Source organism: Francisella sp. XLW-1 (genome assembly GCF_008711455.1).
Classification (GTDB): Bacteria; Pseudomonadota; Gammaproteobacteria; order Francisellales; family Francisellaceae; genus Francisella; species Francisella salimarina.
The window spans coordinates 230,870-242,979 of the sequence record NZ_VXKP01000004.1; the positions used below are offsets into that span (position 1 = coordinate 230,870).

Here is a 12,110-nt window from a genome sequence, read left to right on the forward strand (position 1 = left end):
TAAAGAAAAAAATTTGATTAGAATACTCAATTAAGCTAAAGCAGCTTTTGCTTTTTCAACAACAGCAGCGAAAGCATCTTTGTTGTATACAGCTAATTCAGCTAATGCTTTTCTATCTAGCTCAACACCAGCTTTGTTTAAGCCATTGATCAATTGGCTATAGCTAATATCATGTTGTCTAGCAGCAGCATTAATACGAACAATCCAAAGAGATCTGAATGTTCTTTTTTTAACTTTGCGATCTCTATAAGCGTATTGACCAGCTTTAATTACAGCTTGCTTAGCTACTCTATATACTCTTGAACGAGCACCATAGTAACCTTTAGCTTGATTTAAAATCTTCTTATGACGTGCGCGTGCTGTTACGCCTCTTTTTACTCTTGACATTATTTAGTCTCCACTTTAAAAATTGATAAACAAACTTATGCGTATGGCATCTGTTGAACTAGGCTAGCTTGATCAACTTTAGCTACTTGATTCATACCTCTTAAATGACGCTTTCTTTTAGTAGTCATCTTAGTATTGATATGAGCACGATTTGCACAACGGTGTTTGAAACCACCCTTACCAGTCTTTTTAAAGCGCTTAGCAGCACCACTCTTAGTTTTTAACTTAGGCATTTTAAATACTCCGCATTGTATTAATTGTTATTATTATTGATTTACTACTTTTTCTTAGGTCCTAAAACCATAATCATTTGGCGACCTTCCATTTTAGGTTGGTGTTCCACCGCACCGTATTCAGCAGCATCGTTTGCCATACGCTTAAGCATTTCCATGCCTAGCTCTTTATGTGACATTTCTCTACCTCTGAATCTAAGTGTGACTTTTACTTTATCGCCCTTTTCTAGAAACTTTATCAGGTTGCGTAGTTTTACCTGATAGTCCCCTACATCAGTCACAGGTCTAAGCTTTACTTCTTTTACCTGTGTCTGCTTTTGGTTCTTTTTAGCTTGTGCTTTTTTCTTACCCTGTTCGAATAAGTACTTACCATAGTCCATCAAACGACAAACTGGTGGATTAGCATTAGCTACCATTTCAACCAAATCAACATTAGCTTCTTCAGCTAATGCTAAAGCCTCATTGATAGATACAATTCCTATTTGCTCTCCATCAACACCAACTAAACGCACCTCTTTTGCTCTGATTTGCTCATTTATAGGTGCTTTTTTATCCGTTTTAATAACTTTTTTCCTCCACAGAAATTATTATTTTTTTGCTTTAATTTGCTCACTTAAGAAAGTGCAAAAATCTCCTGTAGACATCTGCCCAAGATCTTCACCGTTATGCTTTCTTATAGTAACAATCTTTTGCTCTTGCTCGTTTTTACCCAATATAACAAGGTATGGAACACGCAAAAGAGTATGCTCACGTATTTTAAACCCTATTTTTTCATTTCTCAAGTCTAATTTCGCTCGAACACCATTTTTTTCTAAGGTTTCAAAGACTTCTTGACAATATTCATCTTGATGATTACTGATACCCATGACAGCTACTTGCACAGGTGTTAACCATAACGGCATATTCCCTGCATAATGCTCTATCAGCATCCCAATAAATCTTTCTAAAGATCCCACAATAGCTCTATGTAACATTACAGGAACTTGCTTATTACCATTTTTGTCAATATATGTAGCTCCAAGTCTATCAGGCATAGAGAAATCCAACTGTATTGTTCCGCACTGCCAACTTCTACCAATAGCATCTTTTAAATGAAACTCAATCTTAGGGCCATAAAATGCACCTTCACCTGGCAATAGCTCATAATTCACATTATGAGCATCAAGAGCATTTTTTAGCATTTGCTCAGACTTATCCCAGATCTCATCATCACCTATTCTCTTATCTGGTCTAAGTGCGATCTTGACTGTAAAATCATTGAACCCAAAATCTTGATAAACCTCAAAACATTGTTTAAACATTAAGATCACTTCTTCTTCAACTTGTTCTGGAGCACAAAAGACATGGCCATCATCTTGAGTAAAACTGCGCACCCTTAATAATCCATGCAAAGACCCTGATGGTTCATTCCTATGCACTATTCCAAACTCAGCCATTCTAATAGGCAGATCCCTATAACTGTGAAGCTTTGTATTATAAACTTGTACACAAGTTGGACAATTCATCGGTCTAATTGCAAAATCTCTATTTTCAGATTTTGTTGCAAACATATTCTCAGCATATTTTGAAGCATGTCCTGACTTTTCCCACAGACTAAAATCTGCTATCAAAGGAGTCCTTATTTCACTACACCCATATTTTTTATTTGAAGCACGCATGTAATCCTCTACTTCACGCCAAATTCTAACACCATTATCATGCCAAAAAGCAATGCCTGGTGAATCTTCTTGAAAGTGAAATAAATCCAAAGCTTTACCAATTTTTCTATGATCGCGCTTTTCTGCCTCTTCTAACATATTTAAGTACTGATCTAAATCTTCTTTAGTCGCCCAACACGTTCCATAGATACGAGTCAACATTTCATTATTAGAATCACCTCTCCAATATGCTCCTGCTAACTTAGTAAGCTTGAAAGCTTTGATAACAGATGTACTTGGTATATGTGGACCACGACAAAGATCACTAAACTCCCCTTGAGTGTAAATCTTAATTTGTTGATCTGCTGGAATACTATCTATTATATCAACTTTATAATTCTCACCTTGAGCTTTAAAAAACTCTATAGCCGCGTCTTTAGAAACAACTTTATAACTTACAGGCGTCCCTTTCTTAGCAAGCTCTTTCATTTTCTTTTCGATCTTCGGCAAATCCGCCTCACCGATAGCTTCTTTGAAAGAAAAATCATAATAAAATCCATTGTCAACAACAGGTCCAATCGTAACTTCTGTATTTGGATACAACTCTTTGACTGCATGAGCTAAAAGATGCGCACATGAATGGCGTAAAATTTCTAAGCCTTCAGAATCTTTTGTTGTGATAAGCCTTAATTCACAATCATTCTCAATAATATCTTTAGCATCTGTTAACTGGCCATTTATGTATACTCCCACAGTTACTTTAGCCAAACCTGGAGAAATAGATTTTGCAACTTGTAATGAATTAACGCCTTTTTCAAACTCTCTTATCGAGCCATCAGGAAATTTAATATTTATCATATCTACTAAGTCTTATCTGTTTAATAAAGTTATCGAAAATTTTATAGCGTTTATTATATGTTATAGGCTTTGCTATGTAAATTACATAATCAATTCATGGAATATAATTTGACACAAGTCTACTCTAACAATTTCAACATATAATAATATTATCAACATACCTAAAGCCATAATATAAATTTATGCAAAGTTTGAATTTATAACCTCAAGTCAATTGATATTTTATAAAATCTCACTTTATTAAATAAAAATTAAAGATATAAATTAACCAGTCATAATATTCATTAATTTTTAATTTAAAAGTCCTTTTTATTAATTTTCTGTAACCCGAAAGTATTAATACACAGGCATTTCAATTTACTTTTAGTAATTGATAATATAGAAATACAGGTATTTTATTGATATCTGTATTATTAGATAATGTAGATAAGGAGTCTTATTATGAAACTTAACAAAATCACTTTGACTACCGGGTTAATTTTATTAGCAAGCACACAAGCTTACTCACACGGATATGTTGAAAGTCCAGCTTCTCGTGCGCTGTTATGCAAAGAAGGGAAAAATAAAAATTGTGGAGCTCGTGCTCAGTACGAACCTCAATCAATTGAACAAGCAGATGGATTATTCAACTTAGGTGCTTTAGATAATAATATAGGTAGTGCTGATGTGGCAGGTTTTGAGCCATTAGATGAGCAAGAGCAAAGTCGCTGGGCAAAAACTGTAGTGCGTCCAGGACAACCACTACAAATAAAATGGTTCTTTACAGCTAATCACAAATCTAAGCATTTCAAATTCTATATAACTAAGCCTAATTGGGATCCAGACAAATTACTTACACGTGACAGTTTTGAAGAGCAACCTCTAAATTGCTACAACCCACAACCAACATGGATAGCTCCTAACCAGCCACCTCAGGAGGGTCTAACATTTACTTGTACACTACCTAGTAGATCAGGTTATCAAATTATAATGGCTGAATGGGATGTAGATGATACGAGAATGAGTTTTTACAATTTATTAGACTTAGACTTTACAAACGACAAGCCTGCTGGATCTGTTATCTTACCAAATGGTGATACTACCAACCCTAATGATAATTCAGGTGAATCTAGTATTCCTATATACGATCCTGCTAAATCTTATCCAACACCAGGAACAGAGGTCATCTTTGAAAATAAAATATATCAAAACAAATGGTATGTAAATCCTGGGCAAAAGCCTGGTGCTGGACAGTGGGGACCATGGGAATACGTTAGAGACCATGAACAACAAAATGATCCTACAGATAAGTTTCCAATAGAGGCAACTAAATTCACCATCAACCCTTTAAATATTAAAGAAGGCGATAAGATCACTTTACAACTGTTCAAAGATGGTACTATGTATGAATATCCTTTGCTAACGGTACCAAAAGCTATGAGCACAAGTGATTTATTTACACAGCTAACAAATAAGATAAATACTCTTAGCGCTACTGACTTAGATAATCATGTTATCGCAGGTGTTAAAGATGAAAACAATGATGTTGTTCCAAACAATAACGCTGTTTATGTTTATCAAACTGCTAACAAGCCATACAGTCAAATTAGTTTCTACTATCATCAAGCAGATCAAAATGTTAAAAATGAACTGCATTTGATGGACTTCAATAGTGAATATAGCGTTGGATCTGACAATAAACTATATATAAATGCTAAAATAATGTCTCACAGTTCAGCTAATGCAAATGTATCTGTTGTATTGCAAGATCAAAATGGTAATCAAGTTTATAGAAAATCAGATATTGAAATATCTCCAATGGATACATATAACTTAGCACTACAAATAGACAATATCAAAGCCGGAAATTATAAAATTGTTATTTCTAGTGAAATACCTGGAGCTGAAGCTTGGCAGAAAGATCTCAATATTAAAGTAACAAATTCAGAAGACTCAGGAGATACACCTCCTGCAGTCGACAAAGAAATAAATGTTACTATCAACGCGAATACTCCTTTCTATCAAGTTAATTCAGATGATAGTGTAACTGCACGAGCATGGTCTAGCAGCCTAGGAAATATAAATCTAGCTAATAATCAGATAACTATTACCCCTTGGAATAAAACTACTTCATCTAAAGGTAATGACAGCTCTGCATACATAAAATGTCCATTACCTACAAACAACCAAACAAGTGTTACATACCTGGTCAATGGTGACTTAAACAACATCTCTTGTGTAATAAAATAATTCTTAGATCTATTTATAACCACATATAAAATTATTCATATTTACATAGCTCTTATTAACTATTATGATTATCTAGATTATCACGATATATAAGGTGCATTGTTGCCAATGCATTATTCGTATTATATAGACCCTGATAACCATTCATTTTTGCATTGCACTTATTATTATATTTCTTGTTACACTTATCTAAGTAGTAAAGACAAAAGTCTAAAGATATTTTGGTATGAGTTTCATACTCTATACCTTTTTTAGGATTATATATTTTGCAATAATTAAGGTATTCATCACTAGCTTGACCAGATGATATAAGTAAAAATATAGAAATAAATAAAAAGAGTTTATTCAACATGACTCCTGTAATCTTCAGGGAGTAATAATTCTTCAGCCTCTCCAGGTTGAGACATCTCAATTTCAAACAACCATCCCTTTATATAGCACGATTGGTTAATCAACTTTGGATTATCTATCAACTCTTTATTTATACTTATAATCTTCCCTGATAGAGGTGTATAAATATCTGATGCCGTTTTAACAGATTCTATTACACAAATTTCATCATCTTTTGTATATTGATTACCTAATTTAGGCAAATCAACATAAACGATTTCTCCAAACTCATTTTGAGAATAATCATCTACTCCTACTCTTGCAGTATTATCCCTGATTTCAACCCATAAGTTAGAGTCTGTGTATAAGTAGTTTTGATTTATTTCAGCCATAATTCCTCTTTAACAAAACATCTTTATATTTTAGCTAATAGATGATAATAACATAAAAATCCTTTAAAATTAATTTGAAAATCAAAAGTTAATTTGTAGGTATTTATGAGCTTGAAAAACAAAAACATAATTATTACCGCTGGTGGTACTGGTGGACATATATATCCGGCTCTTGCAGTAGCTGAACTATTAAGAAAATACGAAGCTAATGTGATATGGGTTGGAACTCCTAATAGTATGGAGGCAGAAATTGTACCTACACACTTTAACATGCAACATATTAAATCTTCTGGAGTGAGAGGCAAAGGGATTATAAGAAAAATAACTTTTCCATTTAAACTTATATCAAGCACTCTAAAAGCACGTAAGATACTCAAAAAACTAAAAATAAACTTAGTTATAGGTTTTGGAGGTTATGTATCTGGGCCTATATGCCTAGCTGCTGCACAAAAAAATATTCCTATAATAATACATGAACAAAATGCAAAAATTGGCTTAACCAACAGAATACTAGCTAAACTTGCAACAAAAATATGCTTAGCCTTCGAGATACAGGATATACATGAACGACTTAATTCTAAACAGATGGCAAAAACAAAGATTGTTGGTAACCCTATTAGAGACGATATTGTTAATCTTAATAGTAAAGTAAAAAATATAACTAAAAACAGTGAATTAAATCTTCTTATTTTAGGAGGCAGTCAAGGAGCTAAAAGTATAAATGAGATTATACCAGAGCTAATTATCAATGCTGCTAAACAAAAGATAAACATAAATGTATGGCACCAAACAGGTAAGCTATCTTTTGAAGCCACTAAAAAGAGCTATGACAAAGTACCTCAAGGTCATATTAAGGATATATCTGCATATATAACAAATATGACCGAAGCTTATGAGTGGGCTGACATACTAATTTGTCGAGCAGGAGCTCTAACTGTTTCAGAATCTGCTATAGCTGGCGTCCCCGCAATATTTATACCATTACCATCAGCTGTAGATGATCACCAGTTTTTTAATGCTCAAACTATGGTAAAGAATCACGCAGGATTCTGTCTCAGACAAGATCAAATGACTTTAGAGAATTTAATAGATATAATAAAGCCACTTTATGATGATAAAAATAAACTCCAAGAATTATCAGAAAAAGCAAAAAAAACATTGATAAAAGACTCTAGTGAACAGATATTAAGATCTGTAGAAGAAATTTTGAATAAAAAATAAGGATTAAAAATGAACTTTGATATGTCAAAGCTAATGCAGCAAGCTCAAAAAATGCAAGAACAAATGAAAAAAGCTCAAGAAGAGCGTGAAAATATGGAAGTAACTGGTGAATCTGGAGCTGGACTTGTTAGCATAATAATGACTGGTAAGTATGATGTTAAAAAAGTCACTATAGATGACTCTCTACTGTCGGAAGATAAAGAAATGCTAGAAGACCTAATCGCAGCAGCGATAAATAGTGCAGTGAAAAAAGTAGAAAGTGACTCATCTTCTGCAGATATTGGTAAAATGGCAAAGGATGCCGGTATAGATTTACCTAATGGATTTAACTTCCCTTTTAAATAATGGACAGTAAGATATTCTCTCCTAAAATCACTGCTGTAATGGAGTCTTTACGTAAATTACCAACTATTGGTAAAAAATCATCACAAAGACTCACTTTACACCTGCTTGATAAGTCTCCAGAAACGGCTGTTGCAATTGCTAACTCACTCTTAGATGCGGCTGAAAACATCAAAAAATGTAAATACTGCCAATCTCTTACAGAAGAAGACATTTGTCAAATTTGTAGTAGCCAAAGTAGAGATGAATCTAAACTATGTATTATTGAGAGTATGCTAGATTTGATTGCTATCGAAGAAGCTGGTTTTTTCAAAGGGAAGTACTTTGTACTAAATGGTAGAATATCTCCTCTTGATGGTATCGGACCAAACGAGCTTAAACTTGATATCTTAGAGCAAATTATTACCGATAGAGATATCAGTGAAATCATCTTGGCAATTAGTCCTACCGTAGAGGGAGAGACAACAGCTCACTTTATTTCCCAAATGATTGATAAAAGTATAAAAATCTCTAGAATTGGATTTGGCGTCCCTTTTGGTGGTGAATTAGAATACTTAGACCAACAAACATTAATCCATGCTTTTAATGCTAGGACTAACATTTAAATAAAATTTATTTATTTATTTATTTAAGATTCTCTCAATATCCACACAAACATCTATTTTTCTTACTAAACGGATTAGTAAATATAACTCTCTTCTGTTCCTGACAACTACTACACAAGCAAGTTTCGCATGCTTTTTGTCAACAAACATCATATCAAAGCTTCTAATATTCACTCCTTCTCTTGCAAAAGTAGCCGTTATCTTAGCTATAGCTCCTGGAATGTTTTTGAGAGTAATAGAAAGTCTAGCTCTAAAACTAGGATCATCATCAGCATTTGTAAACCAGTCAGCATTGATTTGTTTTACTTGCCCATCTTTAGTTTTAGAGTAAAGTTCATTACAGCTTTTTCTATGCACCTCAACATTGCCATCATCGTTAACAATACCGATTATTTCATCATTTGGTAATGGTAAGCAACAATCTGCTATACGTGAATCATCTCCATAGCGAATTTGTATTTTAGACATAGATGATTTCTTATAAGCACTACGCATATCATTGAAGTTTTTAACAATAAAATCGATAAAATTATTAGGATCAATTAAGCCAAGCCCCGTATCTAAATAAAAACGATTTATAGTATCTATTCCTTCATAATTAAATAAAGCTCCATCTACAATTTCATTAGGAACCTCTCTCAAGTCTACACCAAGTAATCTAAGCTCCCCTTCTACAATATCTTTTCCTCGAATATAATCTATATTTTTATATTGTTGCTTCAAGAAATCTTTTATAGCTGATTTCGCCCTACTAGTTTCTGCAAACTCCAACCAAGCAGGGTTAGGATCAGCAACAGCTGAGGTTACAATTTCAATATTGTCACCCTGTTTTAAGCGATAATTTAGAGGTACTGGCTTTCTATTTACTCTAGCAGATATAGATTTATTACCAATATCTGTATGAATAAAGTAAGCAAAATCTATACATGTAGAATTAATAGGTAACTCAACGATATCTCCTTGAGGAGTAAATACAAACACATCATTACTAAATATATCTGATTTGACATTTTCTAAGAACTCAACTGAGCTAGCTGTATAAACATTTATATCTGATATCTTTTTAAGCCATCTTTGCAATGCTTTGTTAGTTTTCTCGCTTATTTTATAGCTCCAATGAGCTGCGATACCGTACTCCGCTTGACGATCCATATTATTTGTTTTTATCTGTATCTCTAAAGGTATGTTATATGGCCCTAAAACAACTGTATGTATAGAACGATAGCCATTAGCTTTTGGTGTAGCAATATAATCTTTAAACCTTTGAGGAATAGGCTTATAAAGCTCATGAACTTTACCAAGAGCAACATAACAATCAATTCTATTAGGAACAATAACTTTATAAGCATACATATCCATAATTTCATCAAATGAGATACCTTTTTTACGCATTTTATTATAAATGCTATATAAGGTTTTTTTACGTGCTTTGATACCATCATCGATAACAATACCACTTAGCTTATCAACCAATGCATCCTTAACTTGCTGAAAAACTTTTTCCTTATTTTTTTCTACTTTTTTTACTTTTTCTTCTAATATATGGTAACGGTATGGATTCATCCCTTCGAATGCAAGAGTTTCTAACTGCTCTTTAAGAGTGTTGATACCTAGCCTATGAGCTAGAGGAGCGAATACATCTAAAGTCTCTTTAGATATCCTACGCTTTTTCTCTGGCTTTAGTGGAGCCAGTGTTCTCATATTATGCAATCTATCAGCAAGTTTAATAAAAATGACTCTTACATCTTTAGTGACCGAAAGCAGCATTTTACGAAAATTTTCTGCTTGCTGCTCTATTTTGTTTTTATGCCTAATTTGTGTAAGCTTAGTTACTCCTTCAACCAGTTCTGCTACTTTATCTCCAAATAAGTTAGCAATATCCTCTGCTGTATGATCAGTATCTTCAACTACATCGTGTAGCAATGCGGCTATAATAGTGTCAACATCCATATGAAGTTCAGCAAGTATACAAGCTACAGCTACAGGGTGAGTAAAATAAGGCTCTCCTGAACTTCTTACTTGAGTTTCATGAGCATCAGCACCGAATATATATGCTCTAGCTATCTTAACTCTTTCTTCAATAGGAAGATATTTAGAAATTAAATGGTTTAGGCTATAAAAACAAAACATATTTAACCAATATTTTTTAATAATATCTAGTTAAATGATAAATTGAATTTAAGACCAAAGCAATTTATAACTACTTTGATTTGAAAGAAATTAAATATTTTCTTGAAATGAATGCCATAAAGGCTATCAATGCAATATCAATAATAAGTAATGCTGCTGCTAATGTAGTATTATATTTTTTCTGCGAGAACACAGCCCCCTGTCCAGGTGGAACTACAGTAGTTGGATTATAAGTCATACCATATGTTTTAATGATACTAGAGTTTATATCTCTAACATTTACTACAGGTATATCATCTTTCAAGAAATTAACAGCTACAGAGTTCACTTTACTATATTCAGGAGGGAGCTTAGTAGTTACTCCTGTAGGGAAACTATGTAGTTTAAGAATTTGCTCATCAGAACTTTTAGTAGTTGGTTTTTTATCTTTCTTTGACTTCTTATCAGAGTCTTCAACTTTTACTTTTGGCTGCTTCAAACCAATAGAAGCCATATTACCACCTACATTTACGTAAGCTTTTATACTATCCTCGCCTGCAGCTTCTTTGTACATTTTAAGACGCTTTGCAACAGAGGTGTTTGTAGAATCTTTATATGGAATATTAATTACCTTAAAGTCATTCCTTTTTATCGCATCATTTAATTTAAGTATAGCACCAGGAGTCATTCCATAACCATTATCATGAGAACCTCCCAAAGTAATACCTATAACATCATAATCAAAAACTCCTTTTTCAACTAAGTTCTTGTATATGTCAGGCCATGTAAATCCTGGTCTATTTGCACCAAACTGCGATGCTCCAGCTGAAAATATAATTAAAGGCTTAAGCTTCAATGTCTTAATAGCTGATAACATAGCTATATCTAATGCAGGGTACGACCCTGTTTCTTGTAATGCAACTGTATCGCCTTCTTTTAGATTGAGCTGGCTTAACCAACTAACAAATATAGCAGCCATATTAGGGTTGACAGAAGATCTTTTTGCATACAAATCACCAGAATCTGTAGTAATCTCAGTCATAGATAAACCTATAAGCCCTGTACAAGAGACATCACCCATCTTTCTACATAGATACCCTTTTGACATAAAGTATCTTTGAGTCAAATTGAATGCTTTTTCTGTCAATTCTGCTGCTTGCAATTTTTGAGTGTAACCCTTAGTTTCAACAACTAGGTTTTTCTCAACTATGTATAAAGATATAATCATAAAAATACTTAAAAATAAGATGATATACCTAGATAAAAATTTACGGTGCCAATACATCGTTTTCATATTATATTCCTACTATTTGAGGTCCAATTAAAACTATTAATAACAAACGTATAATAATAGAAGCAATCAATAAAGATCCTACTGTTTCGATAAGACCCTGTCTATCTATTGATAAAGTTATAAGTCCTGGAATAATATATCCTATAACCTGAATCTGATTTGAATAAAAACTCGTTGTCAGATATTGTGAGAACAATATATTAAAAATTGTGCCCAGTATAAATGATAAAAGGACTGTTATAGCAATTCTTCTTCTACCATAAATAATCATGAATTTTGACATAAATCTAACTATACCAAAGATTATGATTGATATAATAATAGTTACTATAACTCTGTCAGGAGCACCCATCTCTAGTGCAAAGTAACCTGGTACAACCATACCACCTGTAGATAAACCTAAAAGCGATACAAAAACTAAACCAACAATAAGACCAATACCTATCGAGAGCGTTAATGGATCCATATTTTCT

At 33.1% G+C, this 12,110-nt stretch carries 13 protein-coding genes; 4 read left to right on the forward strand and 9 right to left on the reverse strand.

Translation table 11 applies throughout. From position 1 onward, the window contains the following. Positions 1–30: 30 nt before the first annotated feature. From rplT to thrS, 4 genes are read right to left on the reverse strand one after another with little or no spacing between them, the layout of a single operon-like run. On the reverse strand, positions 31–387 hold the full coding sequence (gene rplT / locus F3D59_RS07605; RefSeq protein ID WP_013922899.1) for a 50S ribosomal protein L20: 357 nt from the start codon (positions 385–387) through the stop codon (positions 31–33). Positions 388–422: 35 nt separating this feature from the next. Further along, the gene (rpmI, locus tag F3D59_RS07610) at positions 423–620 is read right to left on the reverse strand and encodes a 50S ribosomal protein L35 (RefSeq protein WP_013922898.1); all 198 of its coding nucleotides are present in this window, start codon (positions 618–620) and stop codon (positions 423–425) included. 44 nt (positions 621–664) lie between these two features. Beyond that, the gene (infC, locus tag F3D59_RS07615) at positions 665–1,201 is read right to left on the reverse strand and encodes a translation initiation factor IF-3 (protein WP_146421990.1); all 537 of its coding nucleotides are present in this window, start codon (positions 1,199–1,201) and stop codon (positions 665–667) included. A gap of 6 nt (positions 1,202–1,207) precedes the next feature. Continuing rightward, positions 1,208–3,115: a threonine--tRNA ligase gene (thrS, locus tag F3D59_RS07620; protein WP_150464399.1), complete on the reverse strand. Its 1,908-nt coding sequence runs from the start codon at positions 3,113–3,115 to the stop codon at positions 1,208–1,210. A gap of 441 nt (positions 3,116–3,556) precedes the next feature. Between thrS and F3D59_RS07625 the strand changes: the two genes are divergently transcribed. Beyond that, positions 3,557–5,344 carry a lytic polysaccharide monooxygenase gene (locus F3D59_RS07625; RefSeq protein WP_150464400.1) on the forward strand — a complete coding sequence of 596 codons (1,788 nt, stop codon included), beginning with the start codon at positions 3,557–3,559 and terminating at the stop codon, positions 5,342–5,344. Between the two features lie 55 nt (positions 5,345–5,399). Here the strand turns inward: F3D59_RS07625 and F3D59_RS07630 are convergent, their stop codons facing one another. Together F3D59_RS07630 and gcvH are read right to left on the reverse strand one after the other, a co-directional pair. After that, positions 5,400–5,696 carry a hypothetical protein gene (locus F3D59_RS07630; RefSeq protein WP_041263714.1) on the reverse strand — a complete coding sequence of 99 codons (297 nt, stop codon included), beginning with the start codon at positions 5,694–5,696 and terminating at the stop codon, positions 5,400–5,402. Then, positions 5,686–6,066 (reverse strand): glycine cleavage system protein GcvH, encoded by a 381-nt coding sequence (gene gcvH / locus F3D59_RS07635; protein ID WP_150464401.1) that lies wholly within the window; start codon positions 6,064–6,066, stop codon positions 5,686–5,688. The genes F3D59_RS07630 and gcvH overlap by 11 nt, the downstream gene beginning before the upstream one ends. A gap of 105 nt (positions 6,067–6,171) precedes the next feature. Here gcvH and murG point away from each other — a divergent pair, with 105 nt between their 5' ends. The 3 genes from murG to recR are packed head-to-tail and all read left to right on the forward strand — an operon-like array spanning position 6,172 to position 8,234. Next, the gene (gene murG / locus F3D59_RS07640) at positions 6,172–7,287 is read left to right on the forward strand and encodes an undecaprenyldiphospho-muramoylpentapeptide beta-N-acetylglucosaminyltransferase (RefSeq protein WP_150464403.1); all 1,116 of its coding nucleotides are present in this window, start codon (positions 6,172–6,174) and stop codon (positions 7,285–7,287) included. A gap of 9 nt (positions 7,288–7,296) precedes the next feature. Further along, positions 7,297–7,632, forward strand: a complete 336-nt coding sequence (locus F3D59_RS07645; protein ID WP_146421985.1) for a YbaB/EbfC family nucleoid-associated protein — start codon at positions 7,297–7,299, stop codon at positions 7,630–7,632. Beyond that, the gene (gene recR / locus F3D59_RS07650; protein WP_013922890.1) at positions 7,632–8,234 is read left to right on the forward strand and encodes a recombination mediator RecR; all 603 of its coding nucleotides are present in this window, start codon (positions 7,632–7,634) and stop codon (positions 8,232–8,234) included. Before F3D59_RS07645 ends, recR begins: the two co-directional genes overlap by 1 nt. Before the next feature lie 15 nt (positions 8,235–8,249). On the opposite strand, the gene F3D59_RS07655 is transcribed toward recR, so the two are convergent. From F3D59_RS07655 to pgsC, 3 genes are all read right to left on the reverse strand, one after another. After that, a complete protein-coding gene (locus tag F3D59_RS07655) occupies positions 8,250–10,364 on the reverse strand; it encodes a RelA/SpoT family protein (protein WP_150464404.1) in 2,115 nt (704 codons plus the stop codon). Between the two features lie 70 nt (positions 10,365–10,434). Continuing rightward, the gene (gene pgsW / locus F3D59_RS07660) at positions 10,435–11,637 is read right to left on the reverse strand and encodes a poly-gamma-glutamate system protein (RefSeq protein WP_150464405.1); all 1,203 of its coding nucleotides are present in this window, start codon (positions 11,635–11,637) and stop codon (positions 10,435–10,437) included. Position 11,638: 1 nt separating this feature from the next. Beyond that, positions 11,639–12,103 carry a poly-gamma-glutamate biosynthesis protein PgsC gene (gene pgsC, locus F3D59_RS07665; protein WP_149368463.1) on the reverse strand — a complete coding sequence of 155 codons (465 nt, stop codon included), beginning with the start codon at positions 12,101–12,103 and terminating at the stop codon, positions 11,639–11,641. Positions 12,104–12,110: the final 7 nt, after the last annotated feature.

Bases quoted from the DNA above. Each gene is read 5' to 3' on its own strand.
- rplT (WP_013922899.1), bottom strand. From the start codon at position 387: ATGTCAAGAGTAAAAAGAGGCGTAACAGCACGCGCACGTCATAAGAAG.
- rpmI (WP_013922898.1), bottom strand. From the start codon at position 620: ATGCCTAAGTTAAAAACTAAGAGTGGTGCTGCTAAGCGCTTTAAAAAG.
- thrS (WP_150464399.1), bottom strand. From the start codon at position 3,115: ATGATAAATATTAAATTTCCTGATGGCTCGATAAGAGAGTTTGAAAAA.
- F3D59_RS07625 (WP_150464400.1), top strand. From the start codon at position 3,557: ATGAAACTTAACAAAATCACTTTGACTACCGGGTTAATTTTATTAGCA.
- F3D59_RS07630 (WP_041263714.1), bottom strand. From the start codon at position 5,696: ATGTTGAATAAACTCTTTTTATTTATTTCTATATTTTTACTTATATCA.
- gcvH (WP_150464401.1), bottom strand. From the start codon at position 6,066: ATGGCTGAAATAAATCAAAACTACTTATACACAGACTCTAACTTATGG.
- murG (WP_150464403.1), top strand. From the start codon at position 6,172: ATGAGCTTGAAAAACAAAAACATAATTATTACCGCTGGTGGTACTGGT.
- F3D59_RS07645 (WP_146421985.1), top strand. From the start codon at position 7,297: ATGAACTTTGATATGTCAAAGCTAATGCAGCAAGCTCAAAAAATGCAA.
- recR (WP_013922890.1), top strand. From the start codon at position 7,632: ATGGACAGTAAGATATTCTCTCCTAAAATCACTGCTGTAATGGAGTCT.
- F3D59_RS07655 (WP_150464404.1), bottom strand. From the start codon at position 10,364: ATGTTTTGTTTTTATAGCCTAAACCATTTAATTTCTAAATATCTTCCT.
- pgsW (WP_150464405.1), bottom strand. From the start codon at position 11,637: ATGAAAACGATGTATTGGCACCGTAAATTTTTATCTAGGTATATCATC.
- pgsC (WP_149368463.1), bottom strand. From the start codon at position 12,103: ATGGATCCATTAACGCTCTCGATAGGTATTGGTCTTATTGTTGGTTTA.